19 protein-coding genes are annotated in these 22,026 nt (G+C 42.4%); 17 read left to right on the top strand and 2 right to left on the bottom strand.

All coding sequences use genetic code 11. From position 1 onward, the window contains the following. The first annotated feature begins 277 nt into the window (after nucleotides 1-277). From mraZ to ftsZ, 13 genes are all read left to right on the top strand, one after another. Complete coding sequence (gene mraZ / locus NY014_RS09200) at nucleotides 278-712, top strand: division/cell wall cluster transcriptional repressor MraZ (protein WP_135072777.1); 435 nt, start codon at nucleotides 278-280, stop codon at nucleotides 710-712. Nucleotides 713-715: 3 nt separating this feature from the next. Beyond that, nucleotides 716-1,627 carry a 16S rRNA (cytosine(1402)-N(4))-methyltransferase RsmH gene (gene rsmH / locus NY014_RS09195; protein ID WP_259414306.1) on the top strand — a complete coding sequence of 304 codons (912 nt, stop codon included), beginning with the start codon at nucleotides 716-718 and terminating at the stop codon, nucleotides 1,625-1,627. After that, nucleotides 1,624-2,010, top strand: coding sequence for an FtsL-like putative cell division protein (locus NY014_RS09190; RefSeq protein WP_259414305.1), 387 nt, complete (start codon nucleotides 1,624-1,626; stop codon nucleotides 2,008-2,010). The genes rsmH and NY014_RS09190 overlap by 4 nt, the downstream gene beginning before the upstream one ends. Further along, nucleotides 2,007-4,112: a penicillin-binding protein gene (locus NY014_RS09185; RefSeq protein WP_259414304.1), complete on the top strand. Its 2,106-nt coding sequence runs from the start codon at nucleotides 2,007-2,009 to the stop codon at nucleotides 4,110-4,112. Before NY014_RS09190 ends, NY014_RS09185 begins: the two co-directional genes overlap by 4 nt. Continuing rightward, nucleotides 4,113-5,576, top strand: a complete 1,464-nt coding sequence (locus NY014_RS09180; protein WP_259414303.1) for a UDP-N-acetylmuramoyl-L-alanyl-D-glutamate--2,6-diaminopimelate ligase — start codon at nucleotides 4,113-4,115, stop codon at nucleotides 5,574-5,576. It abuts the gene before it with no gap. A 1-nt stretch (nucleotide 5,577) separates the two neighbouring features. Next, entirely contained in the window at nucleotides 5,578-6,789 is a 1,212-nt protein-coding gene (gene mraY, locus NY014_RS09175) for a phospho-N-acetylmuramoyl-pentapeptide-transferase (RefSeq protein ID WP_259414302.1), read from the top strand. A 3-nt stretch (nucleotides 6,790-6,792) separates the two neighbouring features. Further along, nucleotides 6,793-8,142: a UDP-N-acetylmuramoyl-L-alanine--D-glutamate ligase gene (gene murD / locus NY014_RS09170; RefSeq protein WP_259414301.1), complete on the top strand. Its 1,350-nt coding sequence runs from the start codon at nucleotides 6,793-6,795 to the stop codon at nucleotides 8,140-8,142. Beyond that, complete coding sequence (locus NY014_RS09165) at nucleotides 8,139-9,314, top strand: FtsW/RodA/SpoVE family cell cycle protein (protein ID WP_259414300.1); 1,176 nt, start codon at nucleotides 8,139-8,141, stop codon at nucleotides 9,312-9,314. The genes murD and NY014_RS09165 overlap by 4 nt, the downstream gene beginning before the upstream one ends. 29 nt (nucleotides 9,315-9,343) lie before the next feature. Continuing rightward, nucleotides 9,344-10,426, top strand: coding sequence for an undecaprenyldiphospho-muramoylpentapeptide beta-N-acetylglucosaminyltransferase (gene murG / locus NY014_RS09160; RefSeq protein ID WP_259414299.1), 1,083 nt, complete (start codon nucleotides 9,344-9,346; stop codon nucleotides 10,424-10,426). Beyond that, entirely contained in the window at nucleotides 10,423-11,832 is a 1,410-nt protein-coding gene (gene murC / locus NY014_RS09155) for a UDP-N-acetylmuramate--L-alanine ligase (RefSeq protein ID WP_259414298.1), read from the top strand. The genes murG and murC overlap by 4 nt, the downstream gene beginning before the upstream one ends. Beyond that, entirely contained in the window at nucleotides 11,829-12,587 is a 759-nt protein-coding gene (locus NY014_RS09150) for a cell division protein FtsQ/DivIB (protein WP_259414297.1), read from the top strand. The genes murC and NY014_RS09150 overlap by 4 nt, the downstream gene beginning before the upstream one ends. 10 nt (nucleotides 12,588-12,597) lie before the next feature. Then, nucleotides 12,598-13,908, top strand: a complete 1,311-nt coding sequence (gene ftsA, locus NY014_RS09145) for a cell division protein FtsA (RefSeq protein ID WP_259414871.1) — start codon at nucleotides 12,598-12,600, stop codon at nucleotides 13,906-13,908. Nucleotides 13,909-14,018: 110 nt separating this feature from the next. Continuing rightward, entirely contained in the window at nucleotides 14,019-15,659 is a 1,641-nt protein-coding gene (gene ftsZ / locus NY014_RS09140) for a cell division protein FtsZ (RefSeq protein ID WP_259414296.1), read from the top strand. Between the two features lie 2 nt (nucleotides 15,660-15,661). Here ftsZ and NY014_RS09135 read toward each other — a convergent pair whose 3' ends face one another. Beyond that, a complete protein-coding gene (locus NY014_RS09135) occupies nucleotides 15,662-16,186 on the bottom strand; it encodes an NADPH-dependent FMN reductase (protein ID WP_259414295.1) in 525 nt (174 codons plus the stop codon). Nucleotides 16,187-16,279: 93 nt separating this feature from the next. Here NY014_RS09135 and NY014_RS09130 point away from each other — a divergent pair, with 93 nt between their 5' ends. Then, entirely contained in the window at nucleotides 16,280-17,098 is an 819-nt protein-coding gene (locus NY014_RS09130) for a purine-nucleoside phosphorylase (protein WP_259414294.1), read from the top strand. Here the strand turns inward: NY014_RS09130 and NY014_RS09125 are convergent. Then, the gene (locus NY014_RS09125; RefSeq protein ID WP_259414293.1) at nucleotides 17,095-17,565 is read right to left on the bottom strand and encodes a hypothetical protein; all 471 of its coding nucleotides are present in this window, start codon (nucleotides 17,563-17,565) and stop codon (nucleotides 17,095-17,097) included. The genes NY014_RS09130 and NY014_RS09125 overlap by 4 nt on opposite strands. A gap of 93 nt (nucleotides 17,566-17,658) precedes the next feature. On the opposite strand from NY014_RS09125, the gene NY014_RS09120 reads away from it, so the two are divergent. The 3 genes from NY014_RS09120 to NY014_RS09110 all read left to right on the top strand — a co-directional run bounded on the left by NY014_RS09120 (nucleotide 17,659) and on the right by NY014_RS09110 (nucleotide 21,980). Further along, nucleotides 17,659-20,076: a TonB-dependent receptor gene (locus tag NY014_RS09120; protein ID WP_259414292.1), complete on the top strand. Its 2,418-nt coding sequence runs from the start codon at nucleotides 17,659-17,661 to the stop codon at nucleotides 20,074-20,076. Next, on the top strand, nucleotides 20,069-21,163 hold the full coding sequence (locus NY014_RS09115; RefSeq protein ID WP_259414291.1) for a DUF4249 domain-containing protein: 1,095 nt from the start codon (nucleotides 20,069-20,071) through the stop codon (nucleotides 21,161-21,163). Before NY014_RS09120 ends, NY014_RS09115 begins: the two co-directional genes overlap by 8 nt. 82 nt (nucleotides 21,164-21,245) lie before the next feature. Then, a complete protein-coding gene (locus NY014_RS09110) occupies nucleotides 21,246-21,980 on the top strand; it encodes a ThuA domain-containing protein (protein ID WP_259414290.1) in 735 nt (244 codons plus the stop codon). Nucleotides 21,981-22,026 lie beyond the last annotated feature (46 nt).

Here is a 22,026-nt window from a genome sequence, read left to right as displayed (position 1 = left end):
ATGTACTACAAAAATTTTCAGGGTTTGGGATTTCCTATTTTTAGAAAATCGGCCAATTTGGCCTAAAAATGAGCTTTTTAAACAAAATTTCAATTCTGAGATAACCGACTGATAACCAATTAAAATTCCTCGATTTTTTTTCAAAAATATTGGGATGGATAAAACTTTTAGCTACTTTTAAGTCAAAGTGGGAAAAAGTGGAAGAAAGTGGTAGAATGTGAAAATCATTTTATTACTTTTGTTTTTACTAAAAACTCGTCCAAAGCGCTAAAAGGAAATGTTTAATAGCCATTACGATTGTAAGCTAGATCCGAAAGGTCGTCTGGCGCTGCCTTCTAAGATAAAGGCAGCGATTCCGGAGGCTAATGGATCCACTTTGATGCTTCGTATGGCAGAGGATCGATGTCTGGCTTTGTATCCGATGGTGGAATTCAAGAAGCTGGAAAATCAAATCAAATCCCTCAACATCAACAATCCTGAGCAGCGCGCATTGCAACGGGCATTTTTCAACTCGGTGGTGGATGTGGAGCTCGATAGTGCAGGCCGAGTTTTGATCCCAAAGCAATTTCAGGCTTATGCAGGTCTAGAAAAAGAAGTAGTAGTCGCTGGTAATGGGATACGCATTGAGATATGGAATCCAGAGAATCATGCGAAACATGTCATCCCTGATCCTGCTGACTTGTCGGCACTGATGGAAAAATATCTCTCCTAAGTCATGACAACTTCTGTGTACCATATTCCAGTGATGCTCGCCCAATGCACTGAAGGCTTGGCTATTAACCCGAACGGGGTATATGTCGATGTTACCTTCGGTGGAGGTGGTCATTCCCGTGAAATTCTCAAGCATTTGGACAATGGGCACCTTTATGGATTTGATCAAGACCCTGATGCAGAGGCAAATGCGATAGATGATGATCGCTTCACTTTTGTGGCTGCCAATTTCCGGGATATCAAAAAGTTTCTTCGACTTTATGGTGTCCGTGAGGTAGATGGGATTTTGGCGGATTTGGGAATTTCTTCTCATCAAATTGATGAACCTTCACGAGGTTTTTCTACGCGCTTTGAAGGGGAGTTGGATATGCGGATGAACCCTAGCCAAGGATTGAGTGCTAAAGATATCCTCAATACTTATGAGGAATCAAAGCTTCATCGGATTCTGGGGATGTATGGGGAAGTCAAAAATGCAAAGACTCTGGCGCAAGGAATTGTGTCGGAGCGTATGGATAGACCATTTGAAACGACAGAAGGCTTTACCGCTTTTTTGAAAAAATATGCTCCGAAAGGGAGAGAGTTTAAATATTTCGCGCAGGTATTTCAGGCTTTGCGAATTGAAGTGAATGATGAATTGGGTGCTTTGGAAGAATTTCTTCTAAACGCCGTTGATCTTTTGAAGCCTGAGGGGAGATTGGTAGTGATGAGTTACCACAGTTTGGAAGACAGATTGGTCAAGAATCTCATTACAAAAGGGAAGTTTCAAGGGGAATTGGAAAAGGATTTTTTCGGCAACCCTATTCGGCCACTAGAGCCTGTCAGCAGAGGTGCAATTACCGCTGACGCGAAAGAAATAGCTGCAAACCCTCGGGCAAGAAGTGCGAAACTCAGAATAGCAAAGAAAGTAGGCAAATGAGTCAAAACACATTTAGGAAAAAATTGAAATCAGGAAACAGGTCGAAGTCGACCCGTTCTGGGAAGACAATTTTCTCCTGGATGGAGGAAAAACTGAATGTGACCCGGATTCTTGGTGAAGGAGTTCCGGTACAGTTGGTTCCCCCGGTTGGCTTTGTTGTTTTATTGGCTTTGATCTATATCTGGAGCAATCATCGGGCTGAAAATATGGTCCGAAAAATTGAGAAAGTGCAGCAGGAAGTGGAAGACATTCGCGCTGATGTGACAACGCTGGAAGCAGAGTACATGCTCAGCAGCATGCAGTCTGAATTGGCAAAAAAAGTAGCAAATAAAGGAATCATAGAACTTAAAGAACCACCTGTCAAAATAGAAGTAGAAGAGTGAATATCAAGCGTTCCATAGTGCTTCGAGTGAGGATTGTATTTATCCTCATAGCGCTCGTTACGACGGCGATTCCTCTTCGTATTGCCAAAATTCAATTTGAGCAGGGTGATAAATGGCGGGAAAAAGCACAAACGATCAATTTTCAATATCGGGAAGTGCCAGCCACTCGGGGAAATATTTACGCGGGGGATGGAAGTCTTTTGGCTACCAGTTTACCTTTTTATAGAGTAGCCTTGGATCCTACCATGTCCAAAAATTCCACTTTTGAAGAAGGGATTGATTCTTTGGCTCAATTGCTCTCAGGATTTTATAAAGACAAATCAGCCAAAGCTTATAAGCGTATGATTACTGATGCTCGCTTGGATAAAAAGCGCTACATCGTTCTAAACAGAAGACAAATTGGCTATCAAGACATGCAAAAGATGTCTCAGTGGCCCATCTTCCGAGAAGGTCGACTCGGGGGAGGAGTACTTTTTGAGAAAGTTGAAAAACGATATCGACCATTTAATTCTTTGGCTAGCAGAACGGTTGGCTTTATCAATGAAGATGAATATGGAGCGGGTATTGAATACAGTTTCAATAATTATTTAAAGGGTAAAGACGGGAAAGCTCTATTTCAGCGATTAGCTGGAGGAAGCTGGAAGCCTGTTTTTGATGCAGAAGATATCAAGCCCGAAGACGGATATGACGTAATCACCACCTTGGATGTCAACATTCAGGATGTGGCAGAGACAGCTTTGCTTCGACAGCTAGAAGCTCGAGATGCAGCTTTTGGTTCGGTGATCGTCATGGAGGTTAAAACCGGAAAAATCAAAGCTATCGCTAACCTGCAAAAAAATAAAAGCGGTCGCGGTTATGGCGAAAACTACAATTTCGCAATTGGTGATCAGGGAAATACTGAGCCGGGTTCGACCTTCAAGTTGTTTTCCATGCTCACCCTTTTGGAGGAAAATAAGATTTCTCTTGATGAAAAAGTCGATACCGGAAATGGTGCTCAACGATTTTACAATCAAATAATGCGTGATGCTAAAAACGGTGGTTACGGAACGCTAACTATTCGGGAAGCTTTCGAGAAATCATCCAATGTTGCCATCTCCAAATTAGTAGATGAGCATTTTGGCTCAAGTCCATCCAAATTTATGGGCTACCTAGAAAAGGTTGGCTTAAACGAACCATTTGATTTCCAACTTGCCGGAGAAGGAAAGCCATTTTTCAAAAAGCCCGGAGAAAAGGATTGGTATGGCACATCACTGCCTTGGATCTCTATTGGCTACGAAAGCAAGCTAAATCCAATCCATACCTTGGCGCTCTACAATGCCGTGGCCAATGATGGAAAGATGGTCAAACCCTATTTGGTGCAGGCTATTGTAAAAGGAAATACCATTGAAAAAGAGTACGGGACAGAAATTATCCGAAAGCAAATCGCATCTGAGAAAACCATCAAGCAACTGCAGGAGCTCTTAGAAGGAGTGGTCGTGAGAGGTACTGCCAAAAATATTTCCGACGCTGAATATTCCATAGCAGGGAAGACGGGTACTGCCCAGAAATTAGAAAATGGTCAATATACGAAGAGGTATTACACCAGCTTTGCAGGGTATTTCCCCGCGGACCGCCCTAAATACTCCATGATTGTCGTGATCGATAGTCCTTCAGGATTTGCGGCTTATGGAGGTGATGTTTCAGCACCAGTTTTCAAAGAAATTGCTGATAAAATTTATGCCTTGGATTTGGAGTTGAATCCAAACTCACAAGCTCAAATTGCTTCAGCGCAGCCGAATGCAGCCCTTCCCTATGTCCGAGCTGGAAAGGCAGAAGAAATCCATCAGATTTTTGAAAAGCTAGGAATTAAAGCTTCGCCCACACAACCTGAAGAATGGGTGAAAGTGGTGGCAAATGACAATAAGATTGATTGGCGAATCAATGAAAGTGACCCGAATACGGTACCGGATGTTTCCGGACTCCCATTGCGGGATGCACTATTTATTCTTGAAAACAAAGGCATTAGAGTGAATTACCAAGGAAAGGGGTTGGTGAAGAGTCAGTCGCTTATTCCTGGTAGCAAATTGGAACCAAATACGACTATAAATCTGGAGCTCGGATAAGTGAAAGTTTTAAAGGACATATTATACAAAGTATCTCTTCTCACTACCCAAGGTGACATGGAAGTGAAGGTGAAAGATCTGGTTTTTGATAGCCGAAAGGTATCAAAAGGGTCTGCCTTTGTTGCTGTCGCTGGGACTCAAGTGGATGGACATGATTTTATCCCTAAGGCAATTGAGCAGGGAGCTAGAGTGGTTGTCTGCGAAAAATTACCAGAAAACTTAGCGGAAGATGTCACTTGGGTTCAGGTGACTGACTCTGCAAAGGCTTTGGGAATCATGGCTTCCAATTACTATGACAATCCTTCCCATAAGATCAAGGTAGTTGCCGTTACTGGGACCAATGGTAAAACTACCACGGTTACCTTGCTGCATCAGCTCTTCATGGCTATGGGTTATAGTACGGGCCTTCTTTCTACGGTTGAGAATAAAATCAATGAGGAAGTAATCCCCGCTACTCACACAACTCCGGATGCGGTCAGCATTCAAGCCTTGCTCCGCAAAATGGTAGATGAGGGCTGTACCCATTGTTTTATGGAAGCGAGCTCCCATGCCATAGTACAGGAGCGTATTGCAGGGTTGCAATTGGCTGGAGCAATTTTCACCAATATCAGTCATGACCATCTGGATTACCATAAAACCTTTGATGAATACATCAAAGCCAAAAAGAAGCTATTTGATGACTTACAAAAAGATGCTTTTGCCTTAGTCAATGGAGATGATAAGCGTGGGCTGGTTATGCTTCAAAACTGTAAGGCTACTCATCAAATCTATGCGTTAAAATCAGCTGCTGACTTTAAAGCAAAAATCATTTCCAATACCATCGAAGGTCTTGAATTAGACTTGAATGGGAAGCAGGTATGGTTTAGGCTGATTGGTGCATTCAATGCTTACAACTTGCTTGCTGTTTTTGGGGCTGCAGTGCTTTTGGGAGAAGATGAGGAAGAGGTTTTACAGCATCTTTCTGCTATTCCTGGCGCTAAGGGTCGCTTTGATCGCATTTCTAAAGCTGGAATTACGGCTATCGTAGATTATGCACATACTCCTGATGCGCTTGAAAATGTATTGAGAACCATCAATGGGGTACGGACAGGAGGAGAGCAGGTGATCACAGTAGTAGGTTGTGGAGGAAACCGAGATAAAGCTAAGCGTCCTATGATGGCAAAAATCGCTGTGCAGGAAAGTGACAAAGTCATTTTGACTTCTGATAATCCACGATTTGAAGATCCTGAAGCTATTCTGGATGATATGCAGCAGGGTGTTGGTCCATCTGATCTTCGAAAAGTACTTCGCATTGTCGATCGAAAAGAAGCAATTCGAACAGCCTGCATGCTTTCTCAAAAAGGAGACATCATTCTGATTGCCGGGAAAGGGCATGAAGACTATCAGGAAATCCAGGGCGTCAAGCATCATTTTGATGATGCTGAAGTGGTAAATGAAATTTTAGATCAATTGAGTCAAAACTGATATGCTATATCCGATTTTTGAATATTTAGACCAAGTATTGGATTTTCCGGGAGCGGGAGTGTTCCGCTATATTTCTTTCCGGGCTGGCATGGCAGCATTAGTTTCCCTGATCATCACGATCACCTTTGGAAATCACATCATCAATTGGATCCGAAATAAGCAAATCGGCGAGACCGTCCGAGACTTAGGATTGGAAGGTCAGGCTCAGAAAAAAGGAACTCCTACTATGGGGGGCTTGATGATAATCGCCGCTATTGTAATTCCAACATTGCTTTTCGGTGATTTAGATAACATCTACATAATTCTGCTGCTGGTGACCACTGTTTGGTTGGGAGGAATTGGATTTGTGGATGACTATATCAAGGTTTTCAAGAAAAATAAGGAAGGCTTAAAGGGTCGCTTCAAAATCGTTGGCCAAATCGGTATTGGTGTGATTGTAGGGGCTACACTTTATTTCCATGAGGATGTGGTAATCCGTGAGTTTTCTACACCTGTTTCAGTAGAAAGTGGGGTAGTTGAAACTCCAGCATTTCAGGATGTGAAGGCCTTGAAAACCACAATTCCTTTTGTTAAAAACAATGAGTTGGATTACGAAAGATTACTTGGGTTTTTGGGTGAGTCAGTTACTCCAATTCTCTACATTTTGGTAGTGATTTTCATCATCACAGCGGTATCAAATGGGGCGAATATTACTGATGGAATCGATGGGCTTGCGGCCGGTACTTCGGCCATTATTGGTCTGACTATCGCCATTTTCGCATATCTCAGCGGTAATGCCATTTTCTCTCAATATCTGAATATCATGTATATCCCCAACTCAGGGGAGCTGGTAATTTTTGCATCTGCCTTTATTGGAGCCTGTATCGGGTTTCTTTGGTACAATGCCTATCCGGCCCAAGTTTTTATGGGAGATACAGGATCCTTGATGTTGGGAGGGGCGATTGCGGTCATGGCCTTGACACTTCGAAAAGAACTCTTGATTCCTATCATGTGCGGGATTTTTGTCATCGAAAATCTCAGCGTAGTTCTTCAAGTCAGCTACTTCAAATACACAAAAAAGAAATATGGGGAAGGGCGTCGGATTTTCCTGATGTCTCCTTTGCACCACCATTATCAAAAGAAAAATATTCCTGAAGCAAAAATCGTCACCCGTTTTTGGATCGTGGGGATTTTACTGGCAGTCATTACACTAGCAACCTTGAAATTGAGATAAACCTTGAAAAACGTAGCCATCATAGGAGCAGGAGAAAGCGGACTGGGAGCAGCATTGCTAGCACAGCGGATGGGCTATGGGGTTTTCGTTAGTGATGCCGGTCAGATTAATTCGGAAAGAAAACAACGATTACTGGAAGCAGGAATTGAATTTGAAGAGGGTCAGCATTCAGAAGAAAGGATTCTTGATGTGGATTTGATCATCAAAAGTCCAGGTATTTCATTCAAAGTTCCCATCATTCAAAAAGCATTGGATCAGGGCTTGGCAGTAGTGGATGAATTGGAATTGGCGCATCATTTTTCTAATGGAAAAGTAATAGCGATCACTGGAACAAATGGTAAAACCACAACTACCTTATTGACTTATCATTTGCTGAAAGAAACAGGGCTAAATGTCGGTTTGGCAGGGAATGTTGGTCATAGTTGGGCTGCTCAACTATTAGAGTCTGATAAAGATTGGTGGGTGATTGAAACCAGTAGTTTCCAGATTGATGGTCTTCAGACTTTCCATCCGCATATAGCCATGCTTACGAATATCACTCCAGATCATCTGGATAGATATGAGTACAAAATCGAAAATTACATCGCTTCCAAGTTTAGGCTTTTCATCAATCAGAAAAAGCAGGATTATGCATTATTCCTTAGTGAAGATTCACTTAGCCAAAAGGGATTGGCTTCTTCTAAAATCCGAGCTAAAAAGGTTTTCATTTCTCTTAATGAAAAGGATGCAAGCAGCTTTTTAGATGGAGAAATGCTGCATATAGGAATTGGTGAAGAGCCGATTCAGATTGCCACAAAGCTGCTTCCTATTCAAGGAAAGCATAATATTCTCAATGCCCTGTTTGCAATTACTGCAGCCCGATTGGTGGGCTTGAGTAAAGAGCAAATTGAGAAGGGAATAAAGACCTTCCAAAATGCCCCTCACCGAATGGAAAAAGTGGCGGAATTGGACGGCGTAGTCTATGTGAATGACAGTAAGGGAACGAATGTAGAGGCAACCGCCTATGCACTTGAAAGCTACCCTTCAGGTGTTATCTGGATAGCCGGAGGAGTGGATAAAGGAAATGATTATTCCACGATTCTCCCTTTAATCCAAGGGAGAGTGAAAGCTTTGGTTTGCCTAGGTAAGGACAATGAAAAGCTTCTTAAAGAATTTAACGGGGTCATTCCTGTCATACGGGAAACTCAAAATATACTAGAAGCAATCGACTGGGGAAGGGAATTATCCCAGCCTGGGGATGTGGTATTGCTTTCGCCTGCCTGTGCGAGTTTCGATTTATTCCGAAACTATGAGGATCGTGGCAATCAGTTTAGAGAAGGAGTGTTGAACCTTAAAATGAAAATCAGCGCATGAGCCAATTTAAGTCATGGATCGATGAGCATTTCAAGGGAGACCCTATCATTTGGGGGATCGTGATACTGCTATCTCTATTCAGTATTCTGGTAGTGTATTCTGCTACTGGCTCTTTGGCATACAAATATGCGGGAGGAAATACAGAGTTGTATTTAGTTCGTCATTCTGTTTTGGTATTTGTCTCCTTGGCAGTGATGTGGTTAGCTCACAAGGTGCCTTATAGAAATTATGCCCTTTATGCAAGGCTAGCGATGTACTTGTCCATGCCTTTGCTTTTGATTACGTATTTGTTTGGTTCCAATATTAATGAAGCAAATCGCTGGTTAACTATTCCGGTTATTAACCAAGCCTTCCAGCCTTCTGACTTGGCCAAGTTGGCTTTGATTGCTGCTTTGGCAGCTATGTTGGCAAGACGTCAGAATAATATCACAGACTTCAAAAGTACCTTTTTGCCCATCATCATTGCGATAGGAATTATATGCGCTTTGATCGGTTTGGCAAATATGTCAACAGCCATCTTGTTGCTATCTACCTGCCTCTTGATCATGTTTATCGGTCGGGTGCCGCTCAAATACCTTATGATCGTTGTGATGGTCGGGATTTTAGGTTTGACATCCGCCATTTTCTTAGGACAACGAGGAGAAACATTTAAGTCCCGAATTCAGGACTTTGTAGAATCGTCTACTGATGAAAGCAAGATCCCATTCCAGGCAGAACAGTCTTACATCGCCATTGCAACGGGAGGGATTACCGGAAAAGGTCCTGGAAATTCTGAGCAAAGAAATTCGCTTCCTCACCCGTATTCCGATTTCATCTATGCGATCATAATAGAAGAATATGGGATGATAGGTGGGATTTCCGTCCTCTTCCTCTATTTGGCTTTGCTTTATCGGGGAATGCGGATCGTAGCCAATTCCAATAAGGCCTTCGGTGGATTATTGTCCGCCGGATTAAGCTTTGCACTGGTAATCCAGGCATTGGTGAACATGGCCGTTGCTGTGGGCTTAGGACCTATTACTGGTTTGCCTTTGCCTCTACTCAGTATGGGAGGGACTTCCTTGGTATTTACAGGGATTTCTTTGGGAATTATTCTATCTGTAAGCCGTGGCGACCATCAGGATGAAATGCAGACTGGTAGCGCCATGAATAGACCAAAACTTAAAACTGCTTAACCATTACTACTACACCTACATATCGCCTAATGATTAGCGGAGGAGGCACCGGAGGACATATCTATCCGGCGATCGCCATTGCTAATGCCTGGATGGAAAAACATCCGGACAGTGAGGTGCTTTTTGTGGGTGCTTTGGGGAAAATGGAAATGCAAAAAGTACCGGAAGCTGGCTACAAAATCATTGGACTTCCAGTAGCCGGTCTTCAGCGAAAATTGACTTTGGCTAACCTCAGTTTCCCGATCAAATTGTTGAAAAGCTTAACTCAAGCTAAGCGAATCGTGAAGGAATTTGATCCTCAGGTAGTAGTAGGAGTGGGAGGCTATGCAAGCGGTCCGGTACTCTATGCCGCTCAAGGCAAAAAAATACCAACGCTGATTCAGGAACAGAATTCTTATGCAGGATTGACCAATAAGATTTTATCCAAAAAAGCGAGAAAAATCTGTGTGGCCTATCCGGGTATGGAAAAGTTTTTTCCAGCTGACAGAATTGTCAATACTGGAAATCCAGTGAGAAAGGATTTACTAAATCTAGAAGGAAAGCGAGAAAAGGCTTTGGATCACTTCGGACTGGATAGCAATCGCAAAACTGTTTTGGTTCTTGGGGGATCCTTAGGAGCTCGAACCCTAAATCAAGGGGTGTTGAAGGATATGGAGCAGTTTGAAAAAGATGGATACCAAGTCCTTTGGCAGTGCGGTAAGTTTTATTTCAAAGAGATGGCGGAGCTAACCGAGCAGTCCGGGTTGAAGCATATTCATGTACGGGAATTTATCCGAGAAATGGATTTGGCATATGCTGCTGCTGATGTGATTGTTTCACGAGCTGGTGCTTTGTCAGTATCCGAACTTTCATTGGTTGGGAAGCCAGTGATTTTTATTCCATCACCCAATGTGGCTGAAGACCATCAAACCAAAAATGCGATGGCTTATGTGACGCATCATGCAGCGGTTTTATTAAAAGATGGTGAAGCTATTGGGAATATGAAGAAGGAGATTGATCAGATTTTGAATAATCCTGACTTGGTAGAAAGTCTAGGTGAAAACATAAAAAAATTGGCAAAACCACATGCCACAGAAACAATAGTAAATGAAATCGAAAAACTGGTAGCGTGAAATTGGAAGGCATACATAGCGTCTATTTCCTAGGAATCGGTGGTATTGGCATGAGTGCCCTTGCCCGCTGGTTCCATCAGGCTGGCTATGCTGTAGCCGGATATGACCGCACGCCTTCTCCTTTGACCGATCAATTATTCGATGAGGGAATTGCCATAAGTTTTGAAGATCAAACTTCTGCTATCCCGGAAAATTTCATGCAGGATAAAGAAGATATGCTGGTTGTTTGGACTCCAGCTATTCCAAAAGACTCTGTCTTGTATCAGTTCTTTACTTCAGGGGGATTTGCGATGAAGAAAAGGTCTGAGGTTTTGGGAATGATTACAGCAGATCATTACACGATTGCTGTAGCAGGCACGCATGGAAAGACAACTACTTCTTCACTCATTGCCCATTTGCTCAAGTCAGCTGGGAAGCCTGTTACTGCATTTTTGGGAGGGATTACCCAAAACTACCAGAGCAATCTGATTTTAAATACAACAAAAGATGCCACTATCATGGTGGTGGAGGCTGATGAGTTTGATCGGTCCTTCTTAAGACTACATCCGGATGTAGAGGTGGTCACTAGCGCTGACCCTGACCATTTGGATATCTATGGTGATGAGGAAACTATTTTGGAAGGTTTCAGGGAGTTTATCAAGCTTTTGCAGAAAAAAGGAAAACTCCTGATTCAGGATAAAGCTGCTACTAAAATCGGAACGGAAAACCTTCCACAAAAAGGTGTAAAGATTTATGGACTGCGATCTGCCTCTGGTATTCATGCAGAAAATGTGCAGGCTAGACCAGGTTCTTTTGTCTTCGATTATGAAGATGGAAAGGTTCAAATCAAGAATTTGGAATTGTTCATTCCTGGCTTCCATAATGTTGAAAATGCGCTTTCAGCTATTGCTGTAGCCTTGGATCATGGTCTTTCACCTGTTGAAATCAAGGCTGGACTAGCCTCATTCCGAGGTGTGAAAAGACGATTTGAAATATTGGTTCAGGAAGGTGGAAAGGTGTATATCGATGATTACGCTCATCACCCTGAAGAGATTAGAGCATGCTTAAGTTCGGTACGTGCTATGTATCCGGGAAAGAAATTGACGGTGGTATTTCAGCCGCACCTTTTCTCAAGAACAAGGGATTTTGCTGAAGGCTTTTCAGAAAGCCTTTCACTCGCCGATCAGGTACTCTTGTTGGATATCTATCCTGCTCGAGAATTACCAATACCGGGAGTTAGTTCGGAGATGCTGTTTGAGGACATCCATACTTCGGATAAGATGATTGTTTCCAAGGAACAGCTATTTGAAGTGCTGGAAAAATGGGATCCTGAACTCTTGGTGACCATGGGTGCTGGAGATATCGATAGGCTGGTTCCTAAAGTACAGGATTGGATGCGTTCACGATTAAAACCTGAGTTGCTATGAAAAAGATGCGGATTCGAAAGTTTATCGGCTTCTTGATTCTGAGCGTGATTTTGCTTGGGTTTATCGGCTTTGTTGAGAAGCAAAGTCAATACAAGACTTATCAAGGATTGGAGGTTCAGATTGAAGGAGTCAGTGGCCTTTACTTCGTGGATTCGAAAGAAATCGTACCCCTGATTCAGGAAGGCTTTCCGAATCTGAAGGCAGGAATGATGCTGGAAGAAGTGCCTCTGAAAGAAATCGAAGATAGACTGAAAGGACATCCTTTCGTGAAAAATGCGGATGCAAGTCTGGGTCAAAAAGGGATTCTTCAGCTTTGGATTGAGCAACATCAACCCATCGCGAGAATTGCAAGACCTCTTGCTGCAGATGCTTATATCACTACAGAAGGAAAAATTATCCCAACCTCTCCAAGTTATACCAGTCGGGTGCTGATCCTTTATGGACCACAACTGGAGAAGCTGTTAGATCAGGGAGAAGTCATGACCGAAATGCCTGAATTGATGGATTTGATCACATTCATTAATGGGGATGAGTTTTGGAAAGCTCAGATTACCGAAGTAGAAGTGAATAGCAAAACGGATATCCGCCTTTATCAGCAGGTGGGTAGACAGGTGATTGAACTGGGAGATGCTGGTAATCTGGACGATAAGTTTGAGCGGATCCAGATTTTCTACAGTGAAATTTTACCCAGAAAAGGTTGGGATGCCTACGAGAGAGTCAGTGTGAAATTTAAAGAACAAATAGTCTGTGAATAATAGCTTGGGTATGGAAAATGAAAAATTAATCGTCGGACTGGATATCGGTACCACAAAAATTTGTGCCATCGTCGGTCGCAAAAATGAGTATGGAAAGCTCGAAGTGCTCGGAATGGGCAAAGCTGTCTCTGATGGAGTAGAGCGAGGTGTTGTCACCAATATTGACAAGACTGTTCATGCCATCGAAAAGGCCGTAGAGGAAGCATCCGATATGGCTGAGGTGGAGATTGGCGAAGTAATCGTCGGGATTGCTGGCCAACACATCCAAAGTAAAATTCAAAGTGGCAGCATCATGCGTCAGCCTACTGAGGATGAAATTACTGTAGAGGATGTACGTCGACTTTCATCCGAAATGGAAAATATACTTGTACCGCCGGGGAATAAAATCATCCACGTCATGCCACAGGATTATACCGTGGACTATGAAGGTGGGATTAAGGATCCAGTGGGTATGTCAGGAACTCGCCTTGAAGCGGATTTCCATATCATCACTGCCCAGACTACGGCTATCAACAATATCAACCGATGTGTTCGCAGAGCTAATCTTTCTTCCAAGCAATTGATTTTGGAACCTTTGGCGAGCTCGCTTGCAGTACTCAGTGATGAGGAAAAAGAAGCAGGCGTTTGCTTGGTGGACATTGGTGGGGGAACCACAGATGTTGCCATTTTTTATGAAAATATCATTCGCCATACAGCCGTGATTCCTTTGGGAGGTAATATCATCACCAAGGACATTAAAGAAGGTTGCATGGTTATGCAAAACCAAGCTGAGTTGCTGAAAACTCGATTTGGAAAAGCAATCGCTGAGGAGGCTAACCCAAATGAGATCGTTTCCATACCGGGTCTCAGAAATCGGCCTCCAAAGGAAATTTCGATTCGAAATCTTGCCTCTATTATCCAAGCTAGAATGGAAGAGATCATCGAGATCGTCCAAAATGAAATTATGCAAAGCGGATACTACAAAAAGTTAGCTGGAGGAATTGTCATCACAGGTGGTGGATCCCAGCTTCAATTTGTAGCGCAGCTATTTGAATACATGACCGGTTTGGATACCCGGATTGGTCATCCAAATGAGCATTTGGGTAAGACAGCCATTGAAGAAGTCAAGAGTCCTATGTACGCGACTTCAGTAGGCTTGGTATTGGCCGGGTTCAAATCCTTGGATGATCGGGAGGAACTCTACAATCAGCGGATTGCAAATGCTGGTGGGACGACCAAAGCCATCAAAAGAGAATTTAATGCAAAAGATATTTTCCGAAACATCGGTGAAAAGCTGAAAAGCATCATTCACGATGACATCGGAGACGACAGTAATTACTAGGGCTTATGATTGGGGGGAGATCAAGGATTCTGTCCTTGATTTCCCCGATTTAACCTCAAAAAACAAAAGAAAATAACTAGTTCACCAATTCAATAAATATGTCAGATAACATGAAAGATTACAGATTTGATCTTCCAAAGAATCAAAAATCGATTATCAAAGTAATCGGTGTCGGAGGTGGCGGTTCGAATGCCGTCAACCACATGTACAATCAAGGAATTAAAGACGTGGAGTTTGTGGTAGTCAATACCGACGCACAAGCTTTGAAGTCTAGCCCGGTTCCTTTGAGGCTTCAATTAGGCGCCAACCTAACCGAAGGTCTCGGTGCGGGTGCCAATCCTGAGCAAGGCCGAAATGCTGCTCTTGAATCACAGGAGGAAATCCGTGAGTTGCTTGCGGACAATACCAAGATGGTCTTTATCACTGCCGGAATGGGTGGTGGAACAGGTACTGGTGCAGCTCCAATTCTTGCTAAAATTGCCAAGGAATTAAATATTCTGACGGTAGGTATTGTGACCGCTCCATTTATGTTTGAAGGTCGCAAGAAAATGGCTGTTGCTCAAGCAGGTATCGAAGCTCTTCGCGAAAATTGCGACACTGTTTTGGTAATCTTGAATGATAAGCTTCGTGAGATTTATGGAAACTTGGCTATTCGTACCGCTTTTGGCAAAGCAGATGATATTTTGACTACTGCTGCCAAGTCTATTGCAGAAATAATTACTGTCCATCAGGATGTCAACGTGGACTTCGAGGATGTGAAGACTGTAATGAAAGAAGCTGGTGCTGCAGTAATGGGGTCATCAACTGAAGAAGGAGAGGGTCGAGCTATTCGGGCTGCAGGTGCTGCAATTTCTTCTCCACTTTTGAACAATGTCGATATCAAAGGAGCGCAGAAAATCCTTCTTTCCATCATGTCTGGAGAGGAAGAGGAACTTTCTATGGATGAATTGAGCGAGATTACCGAATACATTCAGGAAAAAGCCGGTGATAATGCAGAAGTGATCTTCGGTCAAGGGATTGATCCAGAATTAGGTAAAGCTATTCGAGTGACCGTGATTGCAACGGGCTTTGAAATGGATAAACTGGATAAAAGTTCTTCCTCAACCGTAGCAGCAAAAGTTCAGCCTGCTCCAGCCGTTTCTACTCCAACAGCCACTCCTGAAGTTCAGGATGAGGATGTGAAGACCGTCATTAATTTGGAAAGCGGGAAGTCTGAAAAAGTAAAGGAAGAGCCTATTTCTAATGGAAGCACCTTTGTGTTTTCAACACCAAAGACTCCTATTCAAAGTACTGAAGGTCCGGTAAAAGAGGAACCAAAGCAGGAAAGTTTCAAATTTGATTTTCCATCAGCTAAAGAGAAAACAGCCGAGGTAAAACCTACTCCTGAGCCTGAGAAAATCGTGCATGATCTTTATGAGGAGGAAGAAGAAAATCCGAAGAAGGAAAATCCTACTGAAGAAGCTTCATCCGAGCCAGCTAAGCCTGTATTTGCCAATGATTATTATGAGCAAATGAAGCAGAAGGCTATCCAAAGAGCGCATGAGCGATTTGAAAAGTTGAAGGGAAGCCGTTCCTTGAATCCAAGTCCAGAAGAGCTGAAAGAGAAGTTGGAAGTTCCGGCTTACCTTCGAAAGAATGTGACATTGAACGAACCTGAGCACAGTTCTGAAAACTCTATCAGCAAGTTCAATATCAATGATGAGAATGAAATTTTAGGAAATAATAGATTCCTTCACGACAACGTGGATTAATCCTAAAATTCCAAAAGCATTTCCGCTTGGGTATGTAGTAGTTCCAAATAAAGCTTGTTGGTGAGCAAGTTATCTGACATATTCTGCTCTATTTTCGCCAGTTTTGGTTTTAGAGCAAGGACATGCATTCCCAAGTAGTGAAATATATCAGTGAGGTGGCTCAATGCGATGCCACCTCCTCCTATTCCAGAAGAAAGGCCGACCAGTGCGGCCTTTTTGTTTCTAAAATTATTGGGATAAGTCATCCCATCAATGAATGTTTTTAGGACTCCAGGGAAGGAGCCATTGTATTCCGGAACGATAAAGACAAACTTTTTACCTTGTGAAACACGCTGATGGAATTGATTGAACTCCTCGTTTTTGCCATTATTCTCATAGAGTGCTGATTCTATAAAATCAGCTGGTAAATCTTCCAATTCCAAGATCTCAGAATCAGCTCCCTTTTCCTTTAATATCTGCTGGTATTGCAAGGCAATCAGCTTAGAAACAGAGTTTTTTCGGTTTGTGCCTAGGATGATTTTTATCATAGCAAGAATCAAATATGATAGCAATACAAGCTTAGGCCCTCAAAAGTTCGAGGAATGGTGGAGATTCCTATCTTTGAGCTAAAATTTTCCTTTATGAACAATCTATCTCAAATTCACGAAGCAGCTCAATTTTTGAAAAACCTTTGTCCCGAACCTGTTGAAAATTTGATCATTTTAGGGACTGGTCTTGGCAAGTTGGGAGAGGATATTGATCCGATCTTGGAGGTGGATTATGCGGATATTCCTCATTTTCCGGTTTCTACTGTCGAGACTCATTCTGGGAAATTAGTGATGGGAACCTTGGCAGGAAAAAAGGTTTTGGCTATGAAAGGACGCTTTCATTACTATGAGGGATACTCCATGAAACAAGTGACGTTTCCAGTGCGGGTTCTCAAGCATTTGGGAGTGAAGCGATTGTTGGTTTCTAATGCTTCGGGCGGCTTAAACCCTGAGCAGGAAGTAGGTGATGTGATGATTTTGACAGACCATATTGATCTTTTTCCGGATAATCCACTTAGAGGAGAGAATCCTGCTGAATTTGGGCCGAGATTTCCTGATATGAGTGATGCGTATTCCGAGCGCTTGGTAAAATTAGCTCTGGAAATCGCCAAAGAAAATGGTATGACAGTTCATACAGGAGTATATGCAGGAGTGGCTGGTCCAAATTTGGAAACACCTTCAGAGTATAAATACCTACGGATTATTGGAGCAGATGCGGTAGGGATGAGTACGGTGCCAGAGGTTTTGGTTGCCCGTCAATCTGGAATGGAGGTCTTTGGTATTTCTGCAATTACGGATTTAGGAGTTCCCGGGAAAATCCACAAAATCACCCTTCAGGACGTGGTGAACGCAGCATCAAAGGCTGAACCCGTTTTGAGTAAGATAATTTACCATTTGGTGGAGCGGCTTTAGTCCTGCGGAAGTTGATCTATTGCCTGAAGGACAGATTCCATATATGATTTTATACCCTCAGGCCAGGTGGCTGGATCTGTATCAATCTGCCAGTAAAGTGCTCCTGATGCATTTTCAAAAGCAAGATAAATTGCTCCTTGATCATAGCAATCGGGGCATCCAACTACCGCAAATTGATTATCCAATAAATATTGAGGGAAATTGGCTTCTAAGTTTTCAGCAATTGGGACCCATTGAGCATCTAGCGGTTGGGAGCGATAGGTAATAAGAGCAGCCTCTCGAAAACTATTCAAATTGTCTACATAGAGCTTCCCATTTTCTAGTTTGTAGATCTTAATGCAGTTACCTGTACATATTGCAGACCACCAACCAAAAATGAATGCGTCCTTTTGAGGCTCTTCGTCTTCTTGCTTACAACCAGCGAAGAGAAGTAAAATCATCAGACCATAAACATAAATTCGGTTCATAGTAATGACTTTTTTATGGAGTTTTACGTAGTGAAATTGAGACAAGTTTTTCAAATTAGAAAGTATATAATTTTCAAAACTAAGTTTTGACTCATGAGATTTCCTTTATTTTTCATTCTTTTTTTTCTGCTATCCTCTTTATCCTTTGCCCAAGCTATTCCCGATTCTTTGAGGTTTAATTTTGGTGACTCCAAAGGGCCACATGCGGCTACTTATATTTTGACGGGTAAAATTCTAGATCAAGATTCAGGAGAGCCTATAGAGGGTGTGGGTTTACATATCGATGGATTTTACACCGGAACGAATACCGATCGATTCGGGACTTATTTAGTCAATTTGACTCCAGGTCTTCACCGGGTGACTTTTAGACATTTGTCTAAGGTTCCTGTTTTTACGGAAGTCACCTTGTTTGAAAATGGAGTAGTAAACCTTCAAATGGTAGACAAAAACTATGAACTGGAAGGTGTTGTGGTATTATCGGATGAACCGGATAGGAATGTTCGGAATCCGATAACTGGAATTACTAAACTCACTACCCGTGAATTGCAAGCCATCCCGGCCTTTTTGGGAGAGGCTGATATTTTTAAAGGTTTACAACTATTACCCGGAGTTAGTTCGGTAGGGGAGGGAACTTCAGGAATCAATGTCAGAGGTGCAAAAACCGATCAAAACTTACTTTTAATGGACGAAGCAATTGTTTTAAGTTCCAATCATGCACTTGGTTTCCTTTCGGCCTTTAATACGGATGTGACAGAGACTTTCACGCTTTACAAGGGAAATTTGCCTGCAACTTTTGGAGGTCGTGCAGGCTCCGCTTTGAATATTCAAATGAGGCCTGGATCAGATGAAAACTGGCAAGGGCAAGTAGGGTTAGGCACTTCAAACGGGAAATTGGTTCTCGAAGGCCCTCTCAAAAAAGATAAGGCAAGTCTGATTTTTGGTGGGCGGATTTCGAATGCCAATTGGTTGCTTGGACAAGCTCGCGATTTTGATATTCAAAATTCCAAACTGAATTTCTACGACGGATATCTTGGTCTGTCTTGGAATATTTCACCCGGACATGATATTGAAGCCAAGACCTTGCTAACTGGGGATTACTTTAAGTTTTCCAATGAATTTGGCTATGATTGGTCCAATCGGGTAAGCAGTATTAATTATCGAGGGGTTTTGGGTGAAAATCTATCCATTCGAGCCCTTTTAGCAGACGGAGATTTTTCTAATGCGTTTTTTGATCCGGAAGGACTTGATGCTGCCGAGGTTCGGAATGGAATGCGCTATCAGCAAGGCAAAGTGACTTTGACTTGGGCAAATGAAAAATTAGCGATCAGTACAGGATTGGAAGGTGTCGCCTATTCCAGTAAGGACGAAGAACTGAACCCATTTTCCTCAGAATCCAATATCAGCCCTGAAAAAGTAGGAAAAGAACAAGGACTTGAGTTGGGTGCTTTTTCAAGTTTGGAATTGGATATAAGTGAAAAAACAGGTCTCGTCGCCGGATTGAGATATTCCTTCTACAATCAATTGGGACCCGACACCGTGTACCAATACAATGAAATTGGTCCGATATCGGAAGATAGAATAACGGGTGAAGAAGTGTTTGGAAAGGGGGTTATTCAAAGCTATTCAGGTTTCGAACCTCGATTGTCCATTAGGCATAATTTGGCTGAAAATACATCGGTAAAGGGAAGTTATGCTCGATTATACCAATACATTCAGTCGGTGAGTAATACTTTTGGGCCGTCTCCGATTGATCTTTGGCAACTCAGTACGCGCTACATTCCTCCTCAGCAGTCAGACAATTTTTCCTTGGGAATTTTCAGAAACAGCAAAGACAACAAATGGGAGTTTTCAGTCGATGGCTTTTATAGAACTACCCAAAATCAAGTCGAATACCGAGATTTTGCTCAGATTTTCCTGAACCCTCATTTAGAGACAGAGATTGTATTGGGAGAAGGGAAAGCATTCGGGATGGAGTTTTTAATTAAAAAAAATCTAGGAATCGTGACCGGATGGGTGGCTTATACCTATTCTCGCTCGTTTTTTAGAAGTTCTGGGCAGTTTGAAGAAACCCAAATTAACCGGGGAGAATGGTTTCCGAGTAATTATGACAAGCCTCATGAGGTGAATTTTATTTTTAGCCGAAAGATGTATCCCAGAGGTTTGTTTAATCTCAGTATCAATTATGCTACAGGACGGCCTGTAAGTGCTGTGAACGCCAGCTATGTAATTAATTCATTGATAATCCCTGAGTACAGCGATAGGAATCAATATCGAATACCAGATTATTTCCGAGTAGATGTTTCCTATACTCTGGAAAAAGTCTTTTCGAAAAAAGGAGATAGCTTGAATTTTAGTATTTACAATTTACTAGGGAGGAGAAATGCCTATTCTGTTTTTTGGCAAAAAGATGGAGACAGTCGTCAATTGAGGCCATATCGCTTGGCGGTATTGGGATCGATTTTTCCTTCTATTACCTATAGTGTTCAATTCGGAGGAGGTGAAGATGAATAATTGGAGACGTTTTTCGATTCTGGCTTTGATTTTTCTAGTATTCAACTCCTGTGTGGATCAAATCAGTTTCCCTCTGGATCGAGGTGTGGAAAAACTGATTGTCTATGGTCAATTGAGCAATCTGAATGAAGATAAGTTTGTCTTTCTTTCAGAAACCACCTCAGCGGATCGGGAGCCCTTATTTGCTGGGCAATATTTGGTCTTGAATGACCTGCCTAGACCTGTTACTACTGCACAGGTTTTTGTAGTCAATTCAGATAATCAGCGCTTTTCTCTAAATCAAATTGAACCCGGGAAGTATATGCTTCCAAGGAATGTAGAGATCAGAGAAGATGTCCCCTATTTTGTGGAAATTTTTATAGAGGGGAGGGTATATCGATCCGAACCCGAACAAATGCCTCAAGTTGTAGGAGAAGATGAGTTGGGATATACCTTCTCAAGAGGCAATTTTAAAGGAGCTCCAGAGACCGCCTTTATTTCCATAGTTTCGGATGTACAATTGCCGGCTGTCGACTTTCCGTATTTTCTTCGTTGGGATGTAGATGAGGCTTATTATTGGAATTTGACCTTTTTCCCCAACCCTTTCAACAAGGCACCACCGGATTGCTATGTTTTTGGTTTTCCGGATCCTGAGAGAATTACGCTATTCAACGGAGAAAATGCTCCTGCTTCAGGACAAGGAGGTTCTCAGATTGTCGCTGAACGGATCGTTGATGAATCATTCTTAAGCAGGCATTATTTCAATGTACGCCAAGTTAGCACTAGCCGTGGTTCCCATGATTATTGGAGAAGAATTCGAGAATTGGTGAATAATTCTGGATCCGTATTTGACACTCCACCTGCACCGGTTCGAGGGAATGTATATAATGCTTCAAATCCAGATGAGGTCGTTCTTGGATACTTTGAGGTGGTTCGTGTTTCACAAAAACGGATTTACACTACACGGGCTGATGTTCCGTTTTTTATTCCGGAAGTCTGCACTTATGATCCTGCCAGGCCATTGGATAAATATCCTCGAACCTGCCTTCGATGCAGTGAATTTCCGAACAGCACTTCACAAACTCCGCATTGGTGGTTTGACCAATAATTGCCTTTTTGCCAATTGTCAAAATTTCGCTGAATTGAATTGTTGATTTTGTATTTTGGGAAAAATCAAACCCAAAAAACCTATGAAAATCAGATTTTCAATCCTTGCCATTTTAATTTTCCTTATTGGATTTTCATTTGCTGAAGCCCAACAATTCCGAGCTTTGGTTTTCAGCAAAACTGCTGGATTTCGCCACCAATCTGTTCCGGTTGGGGTTGTGGCGATTCAAAACCTTGGGCGATCCAATGTTTTTTCTGTTCACGCAACGGAAGACGCTGCCTATTTCACCGATGAGAATTTAGAGAAGTTTGATGTGATCATCCTGCTGAGCACCACAGGAACGATTTTCAATGATGAACAAAAAGCCGCTTTTCAGCGATTTGTCCGAAGTGGAAAAGGGGTGGTTGGTGTCCACGCCGCTACAGATACGGAGTACCAGTGGCCATGGTATAATCAAATGATGGGAGCTTATTTCTTGGCCCATCCAAGGCAGCAAACCCTTCGATTGGAAGTAGTAGATTCAGATCATCCATCAACTTGGCATCTCCCTAAAAACTGGCTTTGGACAGATGAATTGTATGAATTCAGAGATATCAATCCAAACATTAAAGTCCTGGTCAATGCTGACGAATCCACCTATTCACCTGCAAAGCCAATGGGTGAAAAGCATCCTATGGCTTGGTATCATGAATTTGATGGAGGAAGAGTGTTCTACACAGCATTAGGACATGTGGAGTCTGCTTATGAAGATCCTGATTTCTTGAAGCATTTGTATGGAGGAATTTGGTATGCTGCGACTGGAGAGCCTTTTAAATAAATAGAATCAAAGATTTTGGAACTTATCCCCATAGAATGGGTTTAAC

The organism is Algoriphagus limi (genome assembly GCF_024919275.1).
In the GTDB taxonomy this organism is placed as follows: Bacteria; Bacteroidota; Bacteroidia; order Cytophagales; family Cyclobacteriaceae; genus Algoriphagus; species Algoriphagus limi.
The sequence above is the reverse complement of the archived record's forward strand: the minus strand, read 5'-3'. Positions and strand labels throughout refer to the sequence as shown.

Bases quoted from the DNA above. Each gene is read 5' to 3' on its own strand.
- mraZ (WP_135072777.1), top strand. From the start codon at position 278: ATGTTTAATAGCCATTACGATTGTAAGCTAGATCCGAAAGGTCGTCTG.
- rsmH (WP_259414306.1), top strand. From the start codon at position 716: ATGACAACTTCTGTGTACCATATTCCAGTGATGCTCGCCCAATGCACT.
- NY014_RS09190 (WP_259414305.1), top strand. From the start codon at position 1,624: ATGAGTCAAAACACATTTAGGAAAAAATTGAAATCAGGAAACAGGTCG.
- mraY (WP_259414302.1), top strand. From the start codon at position 5,578: ATGCTATATCCGATTTTTGAATATTTAGACCAAGTATTGGATTTTCCG.
- NY014_RS09165 (WP_259414300.1), top strand. From the start codon at position 8,139: ATGAGCCAATTTAAGTCATGGATCGATGAGCATTTCAAGGGAGACCCT.
- murG (WP_259414299.1), top strand. From the start codon at position 9,344: ATGATTAGCGGAGGAGGCACCGGAGGACATATCTATCCGGCGATCGCC.
- NY014_RS09150 (WP_259414297.1), top strand. From the start codon at position 11,829: ATGAAAAAGATGCGGATTCGAAAGTTTATCGGCTTCTTGATTCTGAGC.
- ftsA (WP_259414871.1), top strand. From the start codon at position 12,598: ATGGAAAATGAAAAATTAATCGTCGGACTGGATATCGGTACCACAAAA.
- ftsZ (WP_259414296.1), top strand. From the start codon at position 14,019: ATGAAAGATTACAGATTTGATCTTCCAAAGAATCAAAAATCGATTATC.
- NY014_RS09135 (WP_259414295.1), bottom strand. From the start codon at position 16,186: ATGATAAAAATCATCCTAGGCACAAACCGAAAAAACTCTGTTTCTAAG.
- NY014_RS09130 (WP_259414294.1), top strand. From the start codon at position 16,280: ATGAACAATCTATCTCAAATTCACGAAGCAGCTCAATTTTTGAAAAAC.
- NY014_RS09125 (WP_259414293.1), bottom strand. From the start codon at position 17,565: ATGAACCGAATTTATGTTTATGGTCTGATGATTTTACTTCTCTTCGCT.
- NY014_RS09120 (WP_259414292.1), top strand. From the start codon at position 17,659: ATGAGATTTCCTTTATTTTTCATTCTTTTTTTTCTGCTATCCTCTTTA.
- NY014_RS09115 (WP_259414291.1), top strand. From the start codon at position 20,069: ATGAATAATTGGAGACGTTTTTCGATTCTGGCTTTGATTTTTCTAGTA.
- NY014_RS09110 (WP_259414290.1), top strand. From the start codon at position 21,246: ATGAAAATCAGATTTTCAATCCTTGCCATTTTAATTTTCCTTATTGGA.